Source organism: Salinicoccus roseus (genome assembly GCF_003814515.1).
Lineage (GTDB): Bacteria > Bacillota > Bacilli > Staphylococcales > Salinicoccaceae > Salinicoccus > Salinicoccus roseus.
Genome location: NZ_RKQJ01000001.1, coordinates 177,602 through 201,903, shown reverse-complemented (window position 1 = coordinate 201,903; position 24,302 = coordinate 177,602). Strand labels below are relative to the sequence as shown.

The following is a 24,302-nucleotide window of genomic DNA, read 5'->3' as shown; positions in this document are numbered from 1 at the left end:
TTATTAAATAAATGCCAATATTGCTTGTACGCCGATGAAGCTGACTACTACGAAAACGACAGCAGTCACGTAGCTCATCACACGCTGTGACTTGTCGGACTGTGTGAAGCCCCATGTCACCATGAACGACCAGAGACCATTGGCGAAATGGTAGACGGTCGCGATGATACCTATGATGTAGAACACCAGCCATGCCGGGTTCGTAACAATCTGATGCACCATATCGAAGTTGACCTCTTCACCAAAGAACACCTGAACACGCGTCTGATACACGTGGATGGCGATGAAGATGAATGCAATCACGCCGCTGATCCTCTGAAGAAGAAACATCCAGTTCCTGTATGTACTGTAGTGTCCGACATTGTACTTTGCAGTAAATGCAATGTAGATGCCGTAGATACCGTGGAATAGAATTGGAATATAGATGATGAAGATCTCCAAAAATAGTACAAAAGGCAGATTACCCATAAACTCTGATGCTGCGTTGAACGCTTCTTCACTTCTTGTAGCCGTATGGTTGACCAATAGGTGCTGTATCAGGAAGACACCTAAAGGAATGACCCCCAGCAAAGAATGAAGGCGCCTGATCGCAAAACTTGAATCTTGTTTCGACACTCGAATTCCCCCCTAACTCTCCAATGAAATAAGTTTACACATCCATCATTTTACTCTCAAGGTATGCATAAATCAAGACAACTTGGGTTCTTGCACAAAAAAAGATTGTGAAAATTCAAACGTGTCGATCAGGCCCTCAAAGCCTCCAAAATCCTTTTTGCGATCGGCGCCGGAATCCCTATTTCTGTGAAATCCTCTATTTCCTTTTCGCTCATCCGTTTTATGGACCCGAAATGGCTCAACAGCTTCTGCTTGCGCTTCGGCCCCACACCTTCGATGCCATCGAGCTTCGATGTGACTGATGTCTTCCGGCGTGTATTCCTATGGAAGCTGATGGCGAACCGGTGGACCTCGTCCTGGATCCTTTGGAGCAGGTAGAATTCCTGCGAATTCTTCTTGAGCGGCACGATGGACGCCTGGTCGCCGTAGAGCAGTTCAGCCGTCTTGTGCTTTTCATTCTTCGCGAGGCCTGCCACGGGGATGTCCAGTGACAATTCATCCATCAGTACGGATTTGACCGTATTCATGTGGCCGACGCCGCCATCGACGATGATCAGGTCCGGCAATGGGAGCCCTTCCTTCAGCACCCGTGTGTATCTGCGCCTGACTGCCTCTGCCATCGATGCATAGTCATCCGGCTGGGTCACCGTGCGGATCTTGTACTTGCGGTAGTCCCGCTTGCTCGGGCGGCCGTCCACGAAGGCCACCATGACGCTGACCGGGTCGACACCCTGTATATTCGAGTTGTCGAAGGCCTCTATGCGGATCGGCGTCTCGATGTTGAGCACCTCCCCGAGGGACTCTATCGCCTTGACCGTCCGCGCTTCATCCTTGTCGATCATCTCGAACTTGTTTTCAAGCGCAATCTCCGCATTTTTGATCGCCAAGTCGACCATTTCCTTCTTCTGGCCCTTTTTGGGCTGGACGACCGCCACCGGCAGATATTCATCTATGATCTTCTGATCCAGCCCCTTGGCGATATGGACTTCCTTAGGCAGAAGGTTGGATTTCAGGTCATAGAACTGTGCGATGTACCGGAAGAACTCCTCCTGTACATCATCATTGATCGGAAACATGTCCGCCTTCTTTTCAATCAGGTTGCCGTTTCTGATGAGCAGCACAGAAATCGCCATCCATCCTTTGGAAACGCTGTAGCCGAAACAGTCTCTTGCAGTCATATCCTTGGTCATCATCTTCTGCTTGTTCATGGTCGCCTCGATATGTCCGAGAAGATCCCGGTACTCCTTCGCCTTCTCAAATTCCAATGCTTCCGAAGCGGCATTCATTTTTTCCTTCAGCTCATCGGTGATCTGCTTCGTATCGCCATTCAGAAAACGGGTGATGCCATCGATCATTTCCTTGTATTGTTCCTGCTGCACATCATAGACGCACGGTCCCAGGCACTGCCCGATATGATAATAGAGACACAGCTTGTCGGGCATGGTATTGCATTTCCTGAGGGGGTATATGCGGTCCAGCAGCTTCTTCGTCTCATGTGCGCTGTAGGCGTTCGGGTAGGGCCCGAAATAGGTCCCTGTAGCGGGCTTCACCGTTCTTGTGACGATGAGTTTCGGATGCTCTTCCTTTGTGATCTTGATGAATGGATAGCTCTTGTCATCCTTGAGCAGTATATTGTACCGCGGATAGTGCTTCTTGATCAGGTTGAGTTCGAGCAGCAGCGACTCCACCTCGGAGTTTGTCACGATGAAGTCGAAATCCGTAATCTCCTTGACGAGCCGCATCGTCTTCTCATCATGCGCTCCGGTAAAATATGACCGCACCCTGTTCCGGAGGTTTTTGGCCTTGCCCACATAGATGACGATTCCATGCCTGTCCTTCATCAGGTAGCATCCCGGTTCAGTCGGCAATACCGACAGTTTCAATTTGAGTTCTTCCATAGCGATCCCTCTATATTTCATGATAAAAAAGCCGCCCGAGGGCGGCTGTATCAATTATGCATGTTTTTCGATAAGTGAAACGAGCTGCTCTTTAGGCTGGAAGCCGACCACTTTATCCACCGGCTGGCCATCCTTGAACAGGATGAGTGTTGGAATGCTCATGACTTCGTACTCGCTGGCCGTCGCCTGGTTGTCGTCGACGTTCAGTTTTGCGATGTCCGCTTTCCCTTCGACATCCTGTGCCACTTCTTCAAGAACCGGTGCGATCATCTTACAAGGTCCACACCAAGGTGCCCAGAAGTCCACCAATTTGATGCCGCTTCCCACTTCTTCTTTAAAATTCTGATCATTCACTTCTATAATAGCCATATAAAATACCTCCATTAGGTTAAGTTATGAAACAAGTATAGCATGAGGATATATTTGTCCTCAATTTTACTGCTTAGGCAAAGAACATCAGATAGATGACACCGCTCAGAAACATGAGGATGCCTGCTGCTATCAGTATCTTCGCCAGCTTATACATATCAAAATTATCCATCCGGACACCTACTTCATTTCAACTATGGTCACTCCGAAGCCGCCTTCGCTCGGCATGCCGCCCCTGAATGACTTCACTTTGGAATGGGACTTCAGGAACTGCTGCACGCCTTTCTGCAGCGCACCCGTCCCCTTGCCGTGGATGATCTCCACTTCATTATAGTTCGAGAGTATCACCTGATCCAGATACCTGTCCAGTTTCTGGATGGCCTCCTCATAGCGCTCTCCCCTGAGGTCGAGCTCCCGCTTCACCGGAGATTTGCCGATCCGCCTCGATACAGTGCGTTTCTGCTTCTCCTTCTTGCGCCGCTTCACTTCATCCTTGCCGACCTTCATCTTAATGATGCCCATCTGGACGGTGATGGAATCGTCCTTCACTTCAATCACTTCGCCCTTCTGGCCATAGGAGAGCACATCGACTTCATCCCCCGGGGATATCTGTTCGATCTTTTCCGCCCGCTCCTTTTTGCGTATATCCTCCTGCTGATAGCTGTCGGACAGCGCCTTCTTCTGGTCGATCAGTTCATGCTCCTGGATGTCGGCGCCGAGTTTCTTCATATCTTCAAGGGTACGTATGATGTCATCCGCCTTCGCCTCGGCATCCTTTATGACCCGGTTCGCCTTTTCACGCGCTTCTTTTCTGAGCTTTTCCTTATAGGCTTCATAATCGTTCATATAGGACTTCAGCTCGTTGTTGAGCCTTTCGGATTCCCTGAGCAGTTCATGCGTTTCCCGCTCATTATCCTGGGCGGTCTTCGTATGCCGCTCAAGGGCTGAAATCATATCGTTGACATCTGTGGAATCCCGCCCTGCGAGTTTCCTTGCCCGGTCGATGACCGTGCTGTCGAGGCCGAGCTTGTTTGATATTTCAAAAGCGTTGGATTTTCCTGGAATGCCCATCAGCAGACGGTACGTCGGCGACAGCGTCTCCACATCGAATTCCACACTGGCATTGACCGTATCCTCCCGTGTATAGCTGAAGGATTTCAACTGCGGGTAGTGCGTCGTCGCCACGACCGTAGTGTGTTTGTCGAGCAGATATTCCAAAATGCTGATCGCCAGCGCTGCACCTTCTTCCGGATCCGTCCCCGCCCCGAGCTCATCCAGCAGGACGAGGCTGTTGTCATCCGCCTCTTCGAGGATGCCGGTGATGTTCGTCATATGGCTCGAGAAGGTCGAGAGGGACTGCTCGATGGACTGTTCATCACCGATGTCACTGTAGACCTTTTCGAACAGCCGCAGGCGGCTGCCATCACGGGCCGGCACAGGGATCCCTGCCTGGGCCATGAGCACGCTGAGGCCGATGGTCTTGATCGTCACGGTCTTCCCGCCGGTGTTCGGCCCGGTGATGATGACGGCCAGTGTCTCCTCATCCATCTCGATGTCGTTCTTAACGACTTCATCGCCTGGAATCAACGGGTGGAAGGCGGCGGGCAGATAGATGCCGCCCGAGGCCATCACTTCGGGTTTCGATCCCCGGATCTTCGCCCCATACTTCGCCTTGGCGAACACCATGTCTATATGGTGCAGCGCATCATCGGTCATGCCGAGCTCTTCTGATACTTCGGCGACTTCGGATGACAGCTGGTAGAGGATGCGTTCAACCTCCGACTGTTCCTCCTCCCTCAGCCTCTGGATCTGATTGGTCATCTGGACGACGGCCATCGGCTCCATATAGACCGTCTGTCCACTTGAGGACATGTCGTGCACGATGCCATTGAATTCGCCCTGGTGCTCCACCTTGACCGGGACCACATAGCGGTTGTTCCGCATCGTGATGAGGCTGTCCGACAGCTTCTTCTGGCTGCCGCCGCGGATGATGTCATTCAGACGGTCCCGTATCCTGCCTTCCTCGGATTTGATCTTCCGTCTGAGTCGGAGCAGCGCCTCCGAAGCATGGTCGAGCACCTGGCTCTCGTCGATCGTCTCCGTAATCCGCCTGTACAGGAAATGGATGTCCGGCAGCCCGTTGATATAGACAGGCAGGTTCGGGAGCATGACCTCATCTTCCTCGAAATCATTGAACACCGCATTCAGGGCATGCTTGCGGCTGAGTATCGTCCTGATTTCATTCAGCTCCGCCACACCGAGCATGCTTCCGATCTCTGCACGCCTGACATGCCTTTTGATGTCCGTGATGCCGCCGAGTTCAACCGCCCTGTACCTCAGCATCGTCGAAGCATCATCGACCTCATTGATCATCTGCAGCACTTCTTCAAGATCGGTCGAGACGATGTCGGCAGTGATCGCTTTCTTCGTCTTCCCGCTCTCTGCAAAGGCAGAAAGCTGGGAAAGTATCTTATTGAACTCCAATGTATTTATCGTTCTTTCATTCATTCAAAACCCTCTATTTCCCTTTTTGGACCCACTCTCTGAACTTCTCACGGGAGAGAGTGTTGACCACTTTATTTTTTTCTATCAGACCCTTCTGCAGGGTCGCTACTCCGTAATCCATGAAATCCAGATGGCTGGAATGGTGTGCATCCGTATTCACCATCAACATGAGCCCCGAGTTCCTGATGACATCCGATGATAGGTCGAGGCGCCTTGGATTGGCATTCACTTCAAGCACTGTTCCCGTATCCTTCGCTATCTGTACCAGCCTTTCCATATCGACCGCGTAGCCTTCCCGCCTGCCGATCAGCCTGCCCGTCGGATGGGCGATGTGCCTGACATGCGGATTCTCGCATGCCATCTGCAGACGGTGCATGATCTCCTCCTCCGTCTGCTGGAAGCTCGAGTGGATGGCCGCGATGACATAATCGAGTTCCTCAAGCATATCATCCTGGAAGTCGAGTGTGCCATCTTTCAGGATGTCCATTTCCGTACCTGTATAGATGTCTATTTCCGGGTACTCCGGCCTGAGCGCCTTTATCTCTTCGATCTGACGGCGCAGCCGCGCCTCGTCGAGGCCGTTTGCGACACGGAGACTTTTGGAATGGTCGGTGATGACCATGTATTCATAGCCTTTGGCGATGCAGGCCTCCACCATCTCACGGACGGAATAGGCGCCGTCACTGTAGACCGTGTGCATATGCAAGTCCCCGCGGATGTCCTCCAGTGTGACGATGCCGGATACATCAACGTCCGTCTCTTCCCCCGTCTCCCGCATTGCCGGCGGAATATAGGGAAGGTCGAAGTGGCTGAAGAAATCCGTTTCGGAATCGAATGTGAGTACCCCGCCATCCTTCTCCACACCGTATTCACTGATCTTCTCGCCCCGGGTTTTGGCGATCTGCCGCATTTTCACGTTATGATCCTTGGAACCGGTAAAATGATGAAGGGTCGTCGCATAGGCTTCAGGCGTCACAAAACGTATATCGACACCGATCTGATCCAAATCATGTTCGATCACGACGGAGAGTTTCCGTTCCCCCTTCGCCACGACCTCCTTCACAAAGGGCAGGCCGATGAATTTTTCCGTCACGCCGGCTGCATCCCTGGTCTCCACGATGAAGTCGAGATCCCTGCTCGTTTCCTTGAAACGTCTGGCGCTGCCTGCATTATCATAGCGGCTGATGCCTTCCATATCCTCGAATGACGCTTCGATGAGCCGCCTGAACTGCTGCACCTTTTCGATCGGATACCGTTCCGGACGTGTGAGCAGCTCATCGATGGCCTTGGAGATGTTCTCCTCCGTCTTCTTGCCGAAGCCGCTCAGTTCACTCACCCTGCCCGCTTCACATTCCGCCTTTAGGGATTCAAGCGAGACGACGCCGAGCTCCTTATGGAGTTTCGCAATCTTTTTGGGGCCGAGCGTCGGCAGTTTGAGCATCTGGATGAGCGGTGCCGGGACCGACTCCCTCAATTCGCCGAGTACGGACGACTCCCCCTTCCCGACATATTCAGTGATGACTTCGTTCACGCCTTTGCCGATGCCCTTGATTTCGGAGAAGTCATCGATCTCTGCAAGCGACCTCGGATCCCTCTCGATCGCTCCAGCCGCCTTCCGGTAGGCGGAGACCTTGAACGGGTTCTCCAGGGAGAGCTCCATGTATGTGGCTATCGTTTCAAGCAGGTTGATTATATCTTTTTTAGTCATATTGTCCTCCAAAAAAAGAGCCATATCGCTATGACTCAGTTTGTAACCATTCTATGAATTTATCAGAAATGATGAAGGTGTTCTCCATGAGGAACTGTGCCAATCCGGAATTCTCCATCATCGTCTGCACACCTTCGAGCGGTATTACGGCTGCCATCATCAGAAGGACAACCAGTATATACATCATCTCTATGACGCCGAGTATCGTGCCAAGGACATCACCGACGGTGCCGAACGCGTTGATCTGCTGCAGGTAGTCGAATGCGCTGACGATCAGTTGTATCACAATCTTCGCCACCACGAATATCATGAAGAACGCGACCATCCTGTAGAAGGCGAGTTCTGCATTATCCACTTCAGGGAGCAGCGGATTCGTAAGTGTCTCTGCAGTTGACGGATAGGGCATCACCATATCGAAGCGAGAGGCGAGCTTTTCGTAGTTCATGGCAGCAATGATGATGGCCGAAATCGTACCGATCAGATGAAGGGACTGCAGAATGACGCCCCTCCGGTAGCCGATGACCATCCCAATGACAAGCAGTATCAGTAGAAGTAGTGTCATGGCATCAATTACCCTGCTGGTCCATTTCTTTCAATAATGCCTCATGCTTTTCAACCAGCTTCACGTATTCATCCATGACATTCACTGCCGTAAGCACTGCTTTCCTGGTGGTATCAAGCCCTGCACTCTTCATACCGATCTCCTTGATCTTTTCATCGACGAGTCTGGCCACATAACGGATGTGTTCCGGATCATCTTCGCCGACCAGCGTATACTGCTGATCATTTATTTCGACAGCAATGCGGTTTCTGTATTCTGCCATCTGACATTGCCTCCCTATCAAAAGTTTCAGCTCTTTATGTTATCATTAATTTATTATACTTATCCACCAGTGGTTATACAAGTATATGCATACGAAAAAACATAAAGGAACGGGTAAATATGAACTATGATCAACTGAATACTATAGGCAGTGACGAGGCCGGTGTCGGCGACTACTTCGGCCCGATGACGGTATGTGCGGCCCACGTCCCCGCGGATAAAGTGGCCCTCCTGAAGGAACTTGGGGTGAAGGACTCCAAAAACCTCTCGAACGGGACGGTCGATAAACTGGCCCGTGACATCATCCATATCATCCCCTACTCACTCGTCATACTCGACAATCCATCCTACAATGAAAAGATCGATGCAGGATGGAACATCGTCAAGCTGAAGGCGGTCCTGCACGACCACTGCATCCGCAATGTATATGAAAAGCTTGATGACGGGGCGCAGCAGGATGTCCAGGCAATCGTCATCGACCAGTTCACGACGGAGAATGCCTACAGGAAATATGTCCCCGATCCGTTCAGGCCGGAACTGATCCATCAGGAGACGAAGGCCGAGTCGAAATCGATCGCCGTCGCCTGTGCCAGCATACTTGCACGGAGCAAATATCTGGAGCAGATGGAAAATCTGAACCGCAATCTGAAAACCACGGTGCCGCGGGGCGCCAGCGGAAAGACGGATGCATTTGCAGCAAAGATCGCAGACCGTCATGGCATGGACTACCTCGATAATATGACGAAGAAGCATTTCAAATCGAGGCAGAAGGTGATGGACCTGCTCAGGAAGAAAGGCTCCATGTAGATCCGATACATTTGAGAATCAATGGCTTTTCCTTTATTATGGGAATAATCAATCAGTTAAAGGAGTCTTTAAAATGCCGAAAATGAATGTCGAAAGCTTCAACCTCGACCATACGAAAGTCGATGCGCCCTACATCCGCCTCGCCGGAAAGAGTGAAGGTGAGCATGGGGACGTCATCTACAAATACGACATAAGGTTCTGCCAGCCGAACAAGGAGCATATGGAAATGCCGGGGCTGCACTCACTCGAGCACCTGATGGCAGAAAACATCAGGAACCATCATGACAAGGTCGTCGATCTGAGCCCGATGGGCTGCCAGACCGGCTTCTACCTTGCCGTGCTGAACGATGATGACTTCGACCATATCCGGGAAGTGGTGGAAAAGACACTCGATGATGTGCTCGAAGCAGATGAAGTCCCTGCATGCAATGAAGTGCAGTGCGGCTGGGCAGCGAGCCACAGCCTGGAAGGCGCCAAGGAGATTGCCCGGAATATGCTCGCCAAAAAAGACGGCTGGGATGTCGTATTCGCCAAATAGAACAGACATGAAAAGGACGATCACATCTTTATGTGATCGTCCTTTTTTCTATCTGATCTGTGCACCGCTCTCTTCAAGTGCTTCCAGAACAGGTGTATGCAGTTTTTCTATTTCCTCGTCCGTCAGTGTATTCTCCTTATTTAGGTAGGTGAGGCGGAGTGCCACGGACTTCCTGCCCGCTTCCATATTTTCACCTTCATAGACATCGAACACATAGACATCCACAAGATATTTCCGCGCCGCCGCCTCAATGGTCCGGACAAGTGTATCCGCCGCGACGGATGCGTCGACGACCAGGGCGATGTCACGTGTGATGGATGGATATCTGGACAGCTGTTCATAGACGACGTTGCCCTGTTTGACGGCAAGCAGACGATCCAGATTCACTTCGAAGACCGCTGTCCGCTCAAGATCGTTCTCCCTTGCATATTTGGGGTGCAGTTCACCGATGAAGCCGATCGTTTCATTGTCCAGCAGGACATCCGCCGACCTGCCCGGATGCAGTTCATCGAACCTTGCGACCTGCTCATAGCGGACATTGCCTTCAAGGCCCAGTTTTTCAAGGATGCTCTCCACGATGCCTTTGGCTGCATAGAAATCTGCAGGGACTTTCGTTCCGAGCCAGTCCGTCCGGTTCATATCCCCTGTCAGGATTCCGGCCAGCATCTCCTCTTCATCCGGGAGCACCGTCGTGCCGTTGGAAACGAAGATCTTGCCGATCTCATAGAGCTGGACATTCTTCTGCTGACGGTTCTTGTTGTAGACGACGTTGTCCACCAGATGAGGGATCATGCTCTTCCTGAGCACCGCGTGGTCCTCGCTCATCGGCATGAGAAGTTCAAGCGCATCTTCCGGGCCGCTGAACTGGGCTGCCTTCTCCCGGCTCGTCAGTGCATAGTTGATCGACTGCGACAGCCCCAGTGATTCGAGCTGGTGGCGGATGATGCGGACCTTAGTCTGTTCATCCGTCAGTCTGCCGGGTGTGATCTTCGTGTACTCAGGCAGGGAGGACGGCAGGGCGTCGTAGCCGTAGATGCGTGCCACCTCTTCAGTGATGTCCTCTTTGATCTTCAGGTCATCCCTCCGGGATGGAATGGACACTTCGAGCCCTTCCCCCTTCGCTGTTGCCTTCAGACCGAGTTTCGACAGACTTTCCTGGATCTCTTCAGTCGTGAGGCTCATGCCGAGATGGGCATTGATGAAATGCTCTGAGATATCTATCGACGTATCTTCAAGTTCAAGCGCCCCGTCGGAGATCACAGGCGTCGAGACGGTGCCGCCTGCATACTGCTCAAGCAGCAGTGCTGCACGGTCCAGCGCCTTGAGCACGAATTCGTGGGAGACGCCCTTTTCAAACCGTGTGGAAGCTTCGCTCCGCAAGTTCAGACGGCTGCTCGTCCTGCGTATGGAGACAGGGTTGAATACGGCGGATTCGATTACGACATTCGTCGTTTCATCCGTCACTTCCGAGAACGCTCCGCCCATCACGCCAGCGAGCGCGATCGGTTCCGTGCCGTTGGTGATGACGATGTCCTGGCTTTCAAGATGCCGTTCCTTCCCATCAAGCGTCGTCATCTTTTCGTCTTCTTCGGCATAGCGCGTCACAATCTGGTCCGATCCGATATGGTCGCGGTCAAACATGTGGAGGGGCTGTCCGAATTCAAGCAGCACATAGTTCGAGATATCGACGACGTTGTTGATCGGACGGATGCCGGCCTTGATGAGGCGCAGCTGCATCCATGCCGGTGCCGGCGCGATCTTCACGTTCTCGACGACACGTGCACCATAGTATGGTACAGCGGCCGCATCCTCATTCCTGATTTCGAGCGCGCCGTCTTCAGCCGTATTCTTTTCAGTCACTTCATGTTCAGGCAGAACCACTTCGCCGCCGAACAGTGCGCGCACCTCATAGGCCGCCCCCGCCATGCTGAGGGCATCCTTCCGGTTTGGTGTCAGATCGAATTCCATGACCTGGTCATCGAGCAGCAGAGCTTCGAGCGCATTGCTGCCGGCCGTCTTCTCTTCCGGGAACATGAAGATGCCGTTCTGGTACTCCTGTGGGACATAGTCTTCCGGAATGCCCAATTCCTCAAGGGAGCAGATCATGCCTTCCGAAACCTCCCCGCGGAGCTTTGCACGTTTGATCTTGATGCCGCCCGGCAGGCGTCCGCCCACTTTGCAGACGACCACATAGGAATCCGCCTCGACATTCGGGGCACCGCAGATGATCTGGTTTGTTTCCCCGCCCGTATCGACCTGGCATATCTTCAGCCGGTCCGCTTCCGGATGCTGTTCGACGCGCTCTACATAACCGACGACGAGATGCTTCACCTCGGCTGTGTAGTCGATGACATCATCAACCTCGATGCCCCCGCGCGTGATCTTTTCGGCCAATTCATCAATCGGCACATCTATCTGGATCCATTCATTCAACCACTCTTTAGATACTTTCATTTGTCGCACCACCATCTTCTGTCGCTTTGAACTGATTGATAAACCTTAAGTCATTCGTGTAGAAATGTCTGATGTCTTCGATGCCGTACTTCAGCATCGCAATCCTGTCGGGCCCCATGCCGAATGCGAAGCCGGAATATTCATCCGGATCGAAACCGGCCATTTCCAGCACGTTCGGATGGACCATGCCAGCGCCGAGGATCTCTATCCATCCAGTGCCCTTGCAGACGTTGCAGCCTGCCCCTTTGCACTTGAAGCAGGAGATGTCCACTTCCACACTTGGTTCCGTGAACGGGAAATAGCTTGGGCGCAGCCTGATTTCGCGTTCTGCACCGAATATCTCCTTGGCAAATAGCTCGAGCGTACCCTTAAGGTCACTCATACGGATGTTCCGATCCACGACCAGCCCTTCGATCTGCGTGAATTGGTGACTGTGGGTGGCATCATCGCTGTCCCGCCTGTAGACCTTGCCCGGGCAGATGATCTTGACCGGCCCCCGGCCTTCCTGCGCCTCCATTGTCCGAGCCTGTACCGGCGAAGTATGTGTGCGGAGCAGCGTCTCCTCGGAGATGTAGAACGTATCCTGCATATCCCGTGCAGGGTGGGATTTCGGCAGATTGAGCGCCTCGAAGTTATAGTAGTCGGTCTCAACCTCATAGCCTTCCGCTATCTCATAGCCGAGCCCGAGGAAGAAGTCTTCGATGTCCTCGATCGTCCGGCTGAGCGGATGCGGGCTTCCGAGACTGAATGTACGGCCCGGCAGGGTGACATCGATCGTCTCCTCCCGAAGCTTCTCTTCAAGTGCCGCTTCTTCCAGCACTTCACCCCGTCGCTCGATCGCTTCCGTAATATGTGTGCGGACTTCATTCACTTTCGCACCGTATTCCGGGCGCTCCTCGTTGGAGAGGTTCTTCATCTCCTTCATGAGACCAGTGACCTTGCCCTTCTTGCCGAGGTATTCCACCTTCAACTGCTGTAGTGCATTCAGATTATCGACGTCCGATATCGCGTCATCGAACGACTGCCTGACTTCCAAGATTCCTGCTGTATCCATCTTCTCCACTCCTCCAATATAAATAAAAAACTCCATCCTTGTATCAAAGGACGGAGTTTCCGCGGTACCACCTGATTTTCTGCATAACAAATACAGACACTTCTGGAAAGATAAGGGATTATCCCACTGCTCCATCTGCCAGGTGAACCCTGGTCCCATCCGTGCACAGCATTCCAGTCCATGTGCTGCACTCCCTGTCTCGGATTCCTGGACCATTTATGTCCGGCTTCATCTGAAGCTTGATATTCATCTATAGCATTATTATAAATCAAAGTTATTAAAAATCAAGCTTTGAAATGGTGCATGATGATGCCGCCGGCAATCGCGACGTTCAGACTTTCGCTCTGGCCGGGCATTTCTATCTTCATCCGCACATCCACATTGGAGAGCACTTCCTCCGAAACGCCCCGGCCCTCATTGCCGAGGACGATCATGAGCGGTCCCTCCGGAAGTTCCAGCTGTTCCAGTGAAGACGCGCCTTCAAGCGAAGTCCCGAGCACCGTTCCGTCGAATTCACGGACAGACTGCACGGCATCCGCCACAGCAATTTCAATGTGGAAGGTACTGCCCTGTGCGCTCCGGAGCACCTTATCACTGAAGGCGTCGACGGTATCCGGCGACAGGATGACCCGCTCGAAGCCGAAGGCATCTGCGGTACGCAGAAGCGTCCCCAGATTACCGGGGTCCTGGATGCCGTCAAGCAGCAGAACACGGCGGCCCTCTGACGACGGCTTCCTGTAGGAGACCGCAGCCATGATGCCGGGAGGCGTCTCGAGTGAAGAAAGGAGCTTCATCACGCCCGGGGCGACAGTGATCACTTCCATGTCAGCTGCGGCGTAGGGGCTGTAGTCATAGTCTTCGAGCGCAATGAGTGTCTGCACTTTTTGACCGTGATTGAGTGCTTCTTCTACCAGATGCGCACCTTCGATCAGGAAGAGGTCCTGCTTTCTGCGGTACTTCTTCTGTTGAAGCTTCTTCAGATCTTTGATGCGCCTGTTGTCCTTTGACGCAATATGTTTCGGTGCTACCAAATGATCTCTTCCACCTTGCTGTCGTCGAGCGACCTGACGATTTCAGTGACGAGGCGCACCGCATTGTTGTAGTCATTGCGGTTCAATATGGAAACATTGGAGTGCATGTATCTGAGCGGCACACCGATCGAGATGGACGGTACCCCTTCGTTGGAGACGTGGAAGGCACCTGAATCGGTGCCGCCGCCTGTGATGGCAGACCACTGTACCGGAATATCCTTATCCTTGGCCAGCTGCTCGACATGCCTTCTGAAGCCGACATGTCCGATATTGGAGCCGTCAAGCAGAAGCACGAGCGGGCCGTCGCCCATCTTGCCAGTGCCATCCTTTTCGCTCATACCCGGCGTATCCCAGGAGATGCCGACATCCACTGCAATCGCAAGGTCCGGCTTCACTTTGTTCGCAGCGACCTTCGCACCGCGGAGACCGACTTCCTCCTGCACTGTCGCACCACTGACGACATTGATGTTCACATCTTCATCCTTCAGTGATTCGAGCACTTCAATCGCGACACCACAGCCGAACCTGTTGTCCCATGCCTTCGCCAGCAGATAATCCTTATTGGCCATTTCTGTGAAGTCGCAATGCGGCGTGATCATGTCGCCAACTTTCACACCCGCTTCTTCCGCCTCCTCTTTCGAAGCGACACCGATGTCGATGAACATGTCCTTCATATCCACAGGCTTCTTGCGCGCTTCCTGGGAGAGCACGTGGGGCGGCTTGGAGCCGATGACACCCGTCAGTACACCTGATCCGGTCACGACGTTCATCCTCTGTGAAAGCATGACCTGGTTCCACCATCCGCCGATCGGCGTGAAGCGGATGAATCCCTCGTCATCAATCCTTGTGACCATGAAGCCGATCTCATCAAGATGGCCGCCGATGAGCAGTGTGCGCGACCCTTCTTTGGCATTGCGCTTGCCGAAGATTCCGCCCAAGTTATCCTGTACGAGTTCATCACTCACGGGCTCGAGGTACCCCTGCATCACTTTCTTCACATCATACTCAAAACCGGAAATGCCATGGGCATCCGTAAGGCTTTTCATCATTTGAAGCTGCTTGTCCATAATCAATCTCCTTGTCTTTTATTAAGATAATTCCATTCTACCATAAACTATTTCAGTTTCCGTAATATAATCCATATTGATACACATATTTCAGATAAGTTGATATCATCAATATAGATAGAAATATAGAAACACTCTAGGAGGCGTTACCTTGATGAATATTACGATATCAAAAGTGGAAGAATCCGGTCAGGAAGTGCTGGTGAAGAGCAGCACTTATGAAGACGACAAGGCAGTGGGCCTCTATAACAGACTTACCGATGAATATGCCGACCAGACCCTCCCGTTCTTTGATGAAGGGGAAAAACTGATCCGGCTGGATATCGTCCCGGAACAGGAGACTGATGAGGACAACAAGGAGCAGAAGGAATGTTATTTTGAATTCTCCGAGCCGCTGCTCGAGGAACTCTCCGGACATATCTAAAAAAGGAGCCACTCCTCTATGAGTGGCTCCTTTTTTATTCATCCTTATTTTTCCAGAGCATTTTTAGCCTGGCTGACGATTTCAGCAAATGCCTTTTCATCAGAAATGGCGATTTCTGAAAGCATTTTTCTGTTGATGTCGATGCCGGCAGTCTTCAGGCCGTTCATCAGACGGCTGTAGCTCATGCCATTCTGGCGGGCTGCCGCATTGATACGCGCAATCCAAAGCTTGCGGAATTCGCGTTTTGTCTGACGGCGGTCACGGTATGCATACTGACCGGATTTGATAACCTGCTGTTTTGCTGTTCTATAGAGAGTGCGCTTCGCACCGAAATATCCTTTTGCCTGCTTCAATACTCTTTTACGTCTTTTACGGGACGTCAAACCATTCTTAACACGTGCCATGTGTGCTCCTCCTTAATCGTTCGATTATTTTACGTATGATAGTAGTTTTTTGATGCGCTTCTGGTCAGCTTTAGCCACTAGGGATGCTTTCCTCAGGTGACGTTTCTGTTTAGTGGATTTGTTGGCGAACAGGTGGGAAGTGAACGCGCTGTTGCGTTTGAATTTACCTGTTCCAGTACGCTTTACACGTTTGGCGTAACCTTTGTGAGTTTTCATTTTTGGCATGGGTCTAACCTCCGGATTATTATTTGTTTTCAGTGATTGGGGCAACCACGAGGAACATTGAACGACCTTCCATCTTCGGTCTCTGTTCAACTGTTGCAACTTCGGAAAGTTCGTCTGCGAACCGCTCCAATACTTTGCGTCCGATGTCCTTGTGCGTGATTGCACGGCCGCGGAATCGGATTGAAACCTTCACCTTGTCTTCTTTTGCCAGGAATTTCTTGGCATTTTTCAACTTGGTGTTGAAATCATGGTCTTCGATTGTCGGGGAAAGTCTGATTTCCTTGACGTTGACCACTTTCTGTTTTTTGCGTGCTTCCTTCTCTTTACGCTGCTGTTCGTATCTGTACTTGCCGTAGTCCATGATGCGTGCGACCGGCGGCTTTGCGTTCGGTGCAACGAGTACAAGATCAAGTTCTACACGGTCTGCCATTTCCTGTGCATCCTTTTTGGATTTGATTCCGAGCTGGGAACCATCCTGTCCAATAAGGCGCACTTCTTTAGCACGAATCCTGTCATTGATTAATGTTTGGTCTTTTGCTATCTTTGACACCTCCATAAATTTTGAAGACGAACAAAAAGGGCGGGCACATTATGCGCCCGCCAACCAGCATTGAGATACATGCAGAAGTGCCTGGCACTCTGCATTCCATTCTCACTGTACAAACCCGGTCGCTGCCACATTGGACGCTTGCGGGTGAGAAGCGGGAGCTTCTTCTTGTCCGTTCTTATCAACTCTTAATATACTACACGTTTGTACCGTGAATGTCAAGCATCTATTTCTTCAGCCTGATTTCATCCACGATCTGCCATATGAAGTCATCCCGGTCGAAGGTGTTCTGGTCCTTCTGCCCATACTTTCTGACGTTGACCTGGTTCTCTTCAATCTCCCTGTCGCCGATGACGACTTGATAAGGCACCTTCCTCATCTGGGCCTCCCTGATTTTGTAGCCCATCTTTTCATTCCTGTCATCGATGTTGACACGGATGCCATGGCTCTTCATCTCATCTTTAAGGGCTCTTGCGTAATCATAATGCAGGTCTAGGTTGACCGGTATGATCTCCACCTGCTGTGGCGCAAGCCAGAGCGGGAAGGCTCCCTTGTACTCCTCTGTCAGGAATGCAACGAAACGTTCCATCGTGGAGACGACACCACGGTGGATGACGACAGGACGATGCAGTTCCCCGTCACTGCCCGTATATGTCAGATCGAACCTCTCAGGGAGCAGGAAGTCGAGCTGCACTGTGGACAGCGTCTCCTCCTTGCCGAGCGCCGTCTGTACCTGGACATCGAGTTTCGGACCATAGAACGCCGCTTCCCCGTCAGCCTCAGTATAGTCGAGCGCCATTTCATCGACCGCTTCCTTCAGCATGGATTCCGCCTTGTTCCACATTTCATCGTCATCGAAATATTTCTCCGTATCCTCAGGATCGCGGTAGCTCAGGCGGAATGAATAGTTCTCGAAGCCGAAATCTTCATACACATCGATGATCAGCTGGACCACGCGCTTGAACTCTTCCTTGATCTGGTCCGGGCGCACGAATACATGTGCATCGTTGAGCGTCATCCCTCTTACACGCTGCAGGCCGCTGACCGCACCACTCGCTTCATAGCGGTGCATCATGCCGAGTTCCGCAATGCGTATCGGCAGTTCCCTGTAGGAGTGCTTACTCGATTTGTAGATCATCATGTGGTGCGGACAGTTCATCGGACGGAGTACCAGCTCCTCACCGTTCATGTCCATCGGCGGGAACATGTCATCCTGGTAGTGCTCCCAGTGGCCACTCGTCTTGTACAGGTCCACGTTTGCCATCACCGGTGTATAGACATGATCGTAGCCAAGTGCAATCTCCTTGTCCACGATGTAGCGTTCGATCTCACGGCGGATCGTCGCACCATTCGGCAGCCACAGCGGCAGCCCTGCCCCGATCAGCTGGTTGTTCTGGAAGAGTTCCATGTCCCGGCCGATCTTCCTGTGGTCGCGTTCCTTCCTTTCTTCGAGCAGGTTGAGGTATGCCTTCAGATCCTTCTTGTCGAAGAAGGCAGTGCCGTATATCCGCTGGAGCATCTTGTTGTCGCTGTCCCCACGCCAGTAGGCGCCGGCTGTAGACAGCAGCTTGAACGACTTGATCTTCGATGTCGACGGTACATGCACACCGCGGCACAGGTCCGTAAATTCGCCCTGTGAATATACGGTCACCGTCTCATCCTCTGGAATCGCATCAATGAGTTCGAGCTTGTAGGGATCATCTTTGAACAGCTCCTTCGCTTCGTCCCTTGAGAGTTCCCTGCGCTCGATTTCAACATTCTCGTCGATGATCTTCTTCATTTCCTTCTCTATCTTCTCAAAGTCATCGGAGGAGATCTTCTCATCCATATCGAAGTCGTAGTAGAAGCCCTCTTCGATGACGGGGCCGACGCCGAACTTCACATCGCCGTACAGGCGCTTGAGCGCCTGGGCCATTAGGTGTGCCGTGGAGTGGCGCAGTACTTCAAGCCCCTCCTCGTTCTTGTTCGTGATCAGCTCTATTTCACTGTCCGTTTCGATCGGCCGCCTCAGATCGTACATCTCACCATCCACCTTCGCAGCAAGTGCCGCCTTCCTGAGGCCCGGACTGATCGAGTGTGCTATCTCCTCAGCTGTTACACCTTCATCGAAACTTTTGGCATTCCCATCGGGAAATTTGATTTCTATTTCGCTCATCTTCTCCACCCTTTCCAATTATTGGTTTATTGTAATAAAAAAGTCGCCCCTCTGATAGAGGGGCGACTTTCACCGCGGTACCACCCTGATTTGCAGGTCCAGGACCTGCCTTCAGCCGGAAATAACGGTCCGATCCGTCTGGGTATTAGCCAGCATATATCAAGGGAGTAACTCAGACGGTCTGTTATGCATGTCCCACCATTCATGCACTCTCTTTGAACAGACGAGAAAAAGTATTGTCCTTGGAATTTAATTAATGAAATTATACATAGATTATACTTTAGGGACATCCATTAATCAAGCATCAATTGTTCCTGTAGTTGCTGCCTTCAAGCTGCACTTCCTCGCACAACGCCCGGAGCCGCTCCGTCATACGGCGCGCCTTGGTCTCCTCGATGCCGTTCTCCTTCGTCCTGCTGTAGCGGTACTCCAGCTCCTCGATGGAATAGTTGGAGCTGACGAAGGTCGGCAGCCCTTCGACCATACGGTGATGCAGTATACCGGTAATGATTTCGTCCCGCACCCACGGGGTCACATCCTCCGCACCGAGGTCATCCAGCATGAGTACCTGGGCATTCTTGATGGTATTGAACTTCTTATCCGTTGTTCCATCCTTGAACCCCGCCTTCAGGTCGCGGATGATTTCCGGTACATAGACGATGATCGAGGATACCGACTGGTCCTTCAGTTCATTTGCGATGCAGCCGAGCAGATAGGACTTGCCGATGCCGAAGCTGCCGTGTATATAGAGCCCCTTCGTATCGATGCCTTCGATGATCTTCTTGCTTGTCCCGATGGCGCGCTTGATGATCTCCTGCCTGTTCGAATCCGGATCGAGGAACACCGTCTCGAATGTCGCATCCTTGACATCCTTCGGCACATGGTAGGATTCGATCATCTTCTCCTTTTCGCGGAATGCATCATCTTTGATCTTTGTCGGACATGGGGAATAGATGATATGGATCCTTCCGCCTCTGACATCAATGGATGGGACATATCCCTGCGGGTGGTTGATGCATTCACCAAGTGAGCTGCACTTCTCGCATGCCAGCGACTGTTCGGTGTACCGCTTCAGCTGAAGCAGGTCGTTCCGGATCATCGAACGGGTGATTTCGAAATCACTGTTCTCTATCAGCTCTATGATCCTCGGGTGCTGGATCAGGGAGTCATAGAGTTTGTCGTTATTATCTTTTATTTTTTTCGAGTTCTTCAAGAACTGGTTGATGGGTTCCATTCATATCACCTGGACTTTCTAAAGTCGTCTATCATTTTCTGGATCTCAGGATCGTCCTTGGCCGTCTTCTGGACAGCTTCCTTCCGGGGCGCAGGCTGCTCCGCTTCTTTCTTTTCAGCCCGCTTCCGGCCGCCGTCCATCCAGGATGGCTTGCGTTCACCCTGGCGGTCTTTCGGTCCTTTGCGCTTTGCATTCATCTGTTTCCTGTAGTCCATTATGGACTGGTAGGCCTCTTTGGCGGAACGGATTCCCTTGTCCTCCCAGTCCCTTGCGATCTTCATCGTATAATTGTACCCGAGGTCCCCGTTCTTCTGCTGATAGACATATTCAAGCAGGAGGTTGATCACCCCGTTCGGCAGGCTGGTCCTGGCGATGATATCGGTCACAAGTTTGAGGTCGTTGTCGCTTGGCTGATTGTTCCTGATGTCGTTCAGCCTATCAAGCGGACTGATCGACTCGAGCCGGTCGATATAGGAATCCTGCTCCGTCTCCCTCTCCGCCACCTGGGGTTTTGATATCGCCGGGAGTTTCCCCCGGCTCTCCTTCTGATAGTACCTTCTCGCCTCGTATTTCAGCTGCTCCATGTCGATGCCGGCATATTGTGTCGTCGATGACAGCAGGATCTGTTTCACATCATATGCATTCAGGTTGAATAGCACACTCAACTTCACAATCAGCATCCTGACTTCCCTTGTGAAGAAGGACCTGTCGATCTTCGTGCCCTTCAAGTGTGTGAAGAGTACATCGAAGTCGAAGTCTTCGATATCAAGGTTCGACCCGGCGGAGACATTCTCCCTCTTGAATGAGGCATCGGGTACGGTGAATCCTTCGCCGCTCCCTGCCTGGAACACTTCAGTGAACTTCCGCGTCACCTCGGTGATGTTCTTCGGCTTCATCGGATATGTCAGCCGCTCCTTCTTCTTCTTGTATGCATTCGGACCGATATGACTGTACAGGTAAAGGCTCAGCATGGGATCCTTGAAGAAGTCTTCCGGGGTAAGCGGAAGTAGCAGTTCATAGATGAACAGGTCATCGTGCTCCTCATTGGAGACGAAGGTCCTTATGAGGCCGATGCCCTCCAATTTCTCCAGAAGCGCAGAAAATGTGGACAGGGGCATGTTCAGTTCATCCATGATCTCCTTATGGAACCTGATCTCGAGCGTCCCGTGATGCAGGGAGGACTCCTGCAGATAGATGTATGCCATCGCAGCATCCTGATGGATGAGGGGGAGATAGAGTTCATTCAGCACATTCAGGTGGGACTTTTCAAAATCGGAGGGGTTATAGATCATGAACTCGGTATTCGGTTTCAGACGTTCATTGAAGTTCATCATCATCCCTGCCTTTGGCGAGGTGCTTCAGTGTATCCATCAACTGGTCGATATCCTTGAATTCCTTATAGACCGAAGCGAACCTGACATAGGCCACCTGGTCCAGTGTAATCAATTCCTTCATCACAAATTCACCAATTTCATTGCTTGATATCTCTGGCTTGTTCAGGTTTCTGAGCGCAGATTCTATGCGTGCAGTCGTTTTTTCCAATGCTTCGTATGGGATCGGACGCTTCTCACATGCTCTAAGCAGTCCGTCCATGAGCTTGTCCCGACTGAAGACTTCTCGGTTGCCATCTTTTTTTACTACGACGAGTGGAGACAGTTCCATGCGTTCAAAAGTGGTGAACCTGAAACCGCACTCCTCACATTCCCTGCGTCTGCGGATGGCGGACAGCTCATCCGTATGCCTGGAATCGACCACTCTGGAACTCGTATGCTGGCAGTTTGGACATCTCATATGACCACCTCACTTCCAGGGATTAGTATACCATTATAATATATCAGGAATAAAAAAAGAAGAAACAGAAGTTTCTTCTTTAAAAAAACATTTATATTTCCGAAACGATCTTTTCAGCAAGTTCGACGACACGTGTGGAGTAGCCCCACTCGTTGTCGTACCACGCAAGCACCTTCACCTTCCTGTCATCCATGACCATGGTGAGGGAGGAATCGATGATGGAGCTTCTGCTGTCAGTATTGAAGTCGCTCGAGACGAGCGGCGCGTCTGTGACACCGAGTATACCTTTGAGCTCGCCTTGTGCATACTTTTCAAATGTTGCATTGAGTTCCTCTTTGGTGACCGGCTTGTCCAGGTCCACCACCAGGTCCACGAGGGAAACATTGGAGACAGGTACACGGAGCGCCAGACCATGGAGCTTGCCGTTCAGTTGTGGCAACACGACGCCAAGTGCCTTTGCCGCTCCGGTCGAAGTCGGGATGATGTTATCTGCGCAAGACCGCGCCCTTCTCAGGTCCTTGTGGGGGTTATCGATGTTCTTCTGATCATTTGTATAGGCATGGACCGTAGTCATAAGGCCGTTGTTTATGCCGTACTCATCATCGAGCACCTTTGCGACGGGCGCCAGACAGTTTGTCGTACATGAAGCATTTGAAAACACATCATATGTATTGAGGTCGAGGGCCTCATCATTGACGCCGAGTACGACCGTCTGCACATCTCCGCCTTTGGCCGGTGCAGTAAGCAGTACTTTCTTTGCGCCCGCCTTGACATGGGCTATGGCTTTGTCGCCGTGATTGAATGCACCTGTCGCCTCTATGACAAGATCTACACCCATGGATTCCCACGGCAGGTTTTCAGGGTTTCTTTCATTGGTGATCTGAACTTCGCTGCCATCTATGACGAGCTTGCCTTCCTTAGCCTCCACATGCTTTTCCCACTTGCCATGGGTAGTGTCATAATTGAGAAGATGCGCAAGCGTTTCTGCCGGATAGCTGGCATTGACTGCTACAAGTTCCAATTCATCGGAAGCGGCCGCAATGCGGAATACCATTCTCCCTATTCTTCCAAGACCGTTGATTGCTACTTTTTTCATGACATTAGCCCCTTTATGCTATACTTTTCAATAATTAGTATAACATATTAACTTTTGATTAAAAGGAGTATTTAGTATAAATTGTCTACTTTTCAATGTTCGCCAAAAAGTCTTCAATCTGCGCATACAGCTCATTTTTTGAACCACTGTTGTCAAGTACTTCATCACTTCTGTCACGCTTCTCGGAAAGCGGCATCTGACTGTTTATCCTGGACAGGGCTTCGGAATGGGAGAACCCGTTCCTTTCCATCAGCCTTTCAATCTGTGTCTCCTGATCCACATATACCGTCAATGTGATGTCACATTGACGGTCCAGTCCATTTTCGAAAAGCAGCGGGATATCGAGGAATACATGGCCCTCTTCAGCCAGACGATCTTTGTCTGCATCCATCATCCGCCGCACTTCCGGATGCACCAGCTGGTTCAGGACCTTCCTCTCTCCGTCATCATTGAAGACGATGGCCCCCAGTTTCCGCCGGTCGATCTCCCCGTCATCCTGCAGGAGTTCTGCGCCGAAATGATTGATGATCCCCTGATATGCGGGTCCGCCCTTGGCGGTTGCCTTCTTCGCATAGGTATCCGCATCGAGGACCGGATATCCTTTTGATCTGATATAGTCCGAGGCGGTGGATTTGCCGCTGGCAATCCCGCCTGTCAGACCGATTACATAATTCATTTCATCACCTCTGGCATTTGGTACAGTAGAATGTGTTCCGTGTTGCGATCGTCTTCGTCTTGACCGGTCCGCCGCACGAGGAACAGGATTTCTTCTGATAGATATGGAAACGGTCCTGCATGCTCCCCTTCTCCCCCGACACGCCCCGGTAGTCGGATATGGTGGAGCCGCCGCTTTCTATGGAAAGGTCGAATACTTCTGCAATCGCCTTATGGAGTGCCATCAGCCGCTTCACTGAGACGTTCCCGGCTTTCCTCGTCGGCAGTATCCCTGAAGCAAACAGGGCTTCTGAGGCATAGATGTTTCCGACTCCCGGTATCACGGTGCTGTCCATGATCACCGCTTTGATCGCCTTCTTCCTGTTGGCCGGCGCCCGCACCCTGTCGATGAAGTCGGGGAGGCTGTCCGGGTGGGTGTATTCAACCGCCATGCGGTTGAACGGCGGGAAGTCCGCCATCCTGCCGATCGTCAGCATCTCCCCGAATCGTCTGATGTCGCAATAGGATAAGGTGCGTCCATCCTGAAGCCTGAAGGCGACCTGCCAATGCTTCCTGTAGTTGCTGTCTGTTATCCCGTCGATCGAGTCTGTGACGAAGAACGCACCGGACATGCCGAGGTGGGAGATCATATGGAAAATGCCGCCGGTTTTCTCCATGATGAAATACAAATATTTTCCACGCCTGCCGACTTTGCTTATCGTCGCCCCTTCGACATTTCTGCTGAAGGCATCAAGTTCCTGTTTTACAATTGTCTTTCGACTGGTTGCGTGGCCCTTCTTCACGAAGTCCGAAAAGGCGACCGCCTCGATGGCTGCACCTTCGACCTCCTTCTCCAAGGACCGCCGCACCAGTTCCACTTCCGGTAATTCCGGCATTTCTTCA

Annotated in this window: 24 protein-coding genes; 3 read left to right on the top strand and 21 right to left on the bottom strand. The window is 51.7% G+C overall.

Features of this window, described 5'->3' with window-relative positions; translation table 11 throughout:
- Positions 1-3: 3 nt before the first annotated feature.
- From EDC33_RS01140 to zapA, 7 genes are all read right to left on the bottom strand, one after another.
- Positions 4-615: a succinate dehydrogenase cytochrome b558 subunit gene (locus EDC33_RS01140; protein WP_124009927.1), complete on the bottom strand. Its 612-nt coding sequence runs from the start codon at positions 613-615 to the stop codon at positions 4-6.
- 128 nt (positions 616-743) lie between these two features.
- Complete coding sequence (uvrC, locus tag EDC33_RS01135; protein WP_179287211.1) at positions 744-2,513, bottom strand: excinuclease ABC subunit UvrC; 1,770 nt, start codon at positions 2,511-2,513, stop codon at positions 744-746.
- A gap of 54 nt (positions 2,514-2,567) precedes the next feature.
- Positions 2,568-2,882 carry a thioredoxin gene (gene trxA / locus EDC33_RS01130; RefSeq protein ID WP_031544591.1) on the bottom strand — a complete coding sequence of 105 codons (315 nt, stop codon included), beginning with the start codon at positions 2,880-2,882 and terminating at the stop codon, positions 2,568-2,570.
- Between the two features lie 180 nt (positions 2,883-3,062).
- Positions 3,063-5,390 carry an endonuclease MutS2 gene (locus tag EDC33_RS01125; protein WP_124009926.1) on the bottom strand — a complete coding sequence of 776 codons (2,328 nt, stop codon included), beginning with the start codon at positions 5,388-5,390 and terminating at the stop codon, positions 3,063-3,065.
- 10 nt (positions 5,391-5,400) lie between these two features.
- Positions 5,401-7,095: a DNA polymerase/3'-5' exonuclease PolX gene (polX, locus tag EDC33_RS01120; protein ID WP_124009925.1), complete on the bottom strand. Its 1,695-nt coding sequence runs from the start codon at positions 7,093-7,095 to the stop codon at positions 5,401-5,403.
- Between the two features lie 28 nt (positions 7,096-7,123).
- Positions 7,124-7,657, bottom strand: coding sequence for a CvpA family protein (locus tag EDC33_RS01115; RefSeq protein ID WP_124009924.1), 534 nt, complete (start codon positions 7,655-7,657; stop codon positions 7,124-7,126).
- Between the two features lie 4 nt (positions 7,658-7,661).
- Positions 7,662-7,919, bottom strand: coding sequence for a cell division protein ZapA (gene zapA, locus EDC33_RS01110; protein ID WP_040106767.1), 258 nt, complete (start codon positions 7,917-7,919; stop codon positions 7,662-7,664).
- On the opposite strand from zapA, the gene rnhC reads away from it, so the two are divergent.
- The gene (gene rnhC, locus EDC33_RS01105; protein ID WP_333907757.1) at positions 7,910-8,725 is read left to right on the top strand and encodes a ribonuclease HIII; all 816 of its coding nucleotides are present in this window, start codon (positions 7,910-7,912) and stop codon (positions 8,723-8,725) included. The genes zapA and rnhC overlap by 10 nt on opposite strands.
- Before the next feature lie 73 nt (positions 8,726-8,798).
- Positions 8,799-9,263, top strand: coding sequence for an S-ribosylhomocysteine lyase (locus tag EDC33_RS01100; RefSeq protein WP_040106765.1), 465 nt, complete (start codon positions 8,799-8,801; stop codon positions 9,261-9,263).
- Between the two features lie 48 nt (positions 9,264-9,311).
- Here the strand turns inward: EDC33_RS01100 and pheT are convergent, their stop codons facing one another.
- The 4 genes from pheT to EDC33_RS01080 form a co-directional block, all read right to left on the bottom strand.
- Positions 9,312-11,717 (bottom strand): phenylalanine--tRNA ligase subunit beta, encoded by a 2,406-nt coding sequence (pheT, locus tag EDC33_RS01095; RefSeq protein WP_094905444.1) that lies wholly within the window; start codon positions 11,715-11,717, stop codon positions 9,312-9,314.
- Positions 11,704-12,771 carry a phenylalanine--tRNA ligase subunit alpha gene (pheS, locus tag EDC33_RS01090; protein ID WP_040106763.1) on the bottom strand — a complete coding sequence of 356 codons (1,068 nt, stop codon included), beginning with the start codon at positions 12,769-12,771 and terminating at the stop codon, positions 11,704-11,706. Before pheS ends, pheT begins: the two co-directional genes overlap by 14 nt.
- A gap of 284 nt (positions 12,772-13,055) precedes the next feature.
- Positions 13,056-13,802, bottom strand: a complete 747-nt coding sequence (locus EDC33_RS01085; RefSeq protein WP_094905442.1) for a TrmH family RNA methyltransferase — start codon at positions 13,800-13,802, stop codon at positions 13,056-13,058.
- On the bottom strand, positions 13,796-14,869 hold the full coding sequence (locus EDC33_RS01080; protein WP_040106761.1) for a M42 family metallopeptidase: 1,074 nt from the start codon (positions 14,867-14,869) through the stop codon (positions 13,796-13,798). Before EDC33_RS01080 ends, EDC33_RS01085 begins: the two co-directional genes overlap by 7 nt.
- A gap of 154 nt (positions 14,870-15,023) precedes the next feature.
- Between EDC33_RS01080 and EDC33_RS01075 the strand changes: the two genes are divergently transcribed.
- Positions 15,024-15,293: a hypothetical protein gene (locus tag EDC33_RS01075; RefSeq protein WP_229716664.1), complete on the top strand. Its 270-nt coding sequence runs from the start codon at positions 15,024-15,026 to the stop codon at positions 15,291-15,293.
- A 44-nt stretch (positions 15,294-15,337) separates the two neighbouring features.
- Here EDC33_RS01075 and rplT read toward each other — a convergent pair whose 3' ends face one another.
- The 10 genes from rplT to mutM all read right to left on the bottom strand — a co-directional run bounded on the left by rplT (position 15,338) and on the right by mutM (position 24,295).
- Entirely contained in the window at positions 15,338-15,697 is a 360-nt protein-coding gene (gene rplT, locus EDC33_RS01070) for a 50S ribosomal protein L20 (RefSeq protein WP_031544561.1), read from the bottom strand.
- A gap of 24 nt (positions 15,698-15,721) precedes the next feature.
- A complete protein-coding gene (gene rpmI / locus EDC33_RS01065) occupies positions 15,722-15,922 on the bottom strand; it encodes a 50S ribosomal protein L35 (protein ID WP_031544559.1) in 201 nt (66 codons plus the stop codon).
- A gap of 19 nt (positions 15,923-15,941) precedes the next feature.
- Positions 15,942-16,472 (bottom strand): translation initiation factor IF-3, encoded by a 531-nt coding sequence (gene infC / locus EDC33_RS01060; protein WP_040106817.1) that lies wholly within the window; start codon positions 16,470-16,472, stop codon positions 15,942-15,944.
- Between the two features lie 223 nt (positions 16,473-16,695).
- Positions 16,696-18,624 carry a threonine--tRNA ligase gene (gene thrS, locus EDC33_RS01055; protein ID WP_124009921.1) on the bottom strand — a complete coding sequence of 643 codons (1,929 nt, stop codon included), beginning with the start codon at positions 18,622-18,624 and terminating at the stop codon, positions 16,696-16,698.
- Between the two features lie 304 nt (positions 18,625-18,928).
- Positions 18,929-19,858 carry a primosomal protein DnaI gene (gene dnaI, locus EDC33_RS01050; RefSeq protein ID WP_040106758.1) on the bottom strand — a complete coding sequence of 310 codons (930 nt, stop codon included), beginning with the start codon at positions 19,856-19,858 and terminating at the stop codon, positions 18,929-18,931.
- Positions 19,859-19,863: 5 nt separating this feature from the next.
- Positions 19,864-21,189, bottom strand: coding sequence for a replication initiation and membrane attachment family protein (locus EDC33_RS01045; protein ID WP_124010625.1), 1,326 nt, complete (start codon positions 21,187-21,189; stop codon positions 19,864-19,866).
- Entirely contained in the window at positions 21,176-21,649 is a 474-nt protein-coding gene (gene nrdR, locus EDC33_RS01040) for a transcriptional regulator NrdR (protein WP_040106756.1), read from the bottom strand. Before nrdR ends, EDC33_RS01045 begins: the two co-directional genes overlap by 14 nt.
- A 91-nt stretch (positions 21,650-21,740) precedes the next feature.
- The gene (locus EDC33_RS01035) at positions 21,741-22,745 is read right to left on the bottom strand and encodes a glyceraldehyde-3-phosphate dehydrogenase (RefSeq protein ID WP_124009920.1); all 1,005 of its coding nucleotides are present in this window, start codon (positions 22,743-22,745) and stop codon (positions 21,741-21,743) included.
- Positions 22,746-22,830: 85 nt separating this feature from the next.
- Positions 22,831-23,421, bottom strand: coding sequence for a dephospho-CoA kinase (coaE, locus tag EDC33_RS01030; RefSeq protein WP_124009919.1), 591 nt, complete (start codon positions 23,419-23,421; stop codon positions 22,831-22,833).
- Positions 23,422-23,425: 4 nt separating this feature from the next.
- Positions 23,426-24,295: a bifunctional DNA-formamidopyrimidine glycosylase/DNA-(apurinic or apyrimidinic site) lyase gene (gene mutM, locus EDC33_RS01025; RefSeq protein WP_124009918.1), complete on the bottom strand. Its 870-nt coding sequence runs from the start codon at positions 24,293-24,295 to the stop codon at positions 23,426-23,428.
- Between the last annotated feature and the right edge of the window lie 7 nt (positions 24,296-24,302).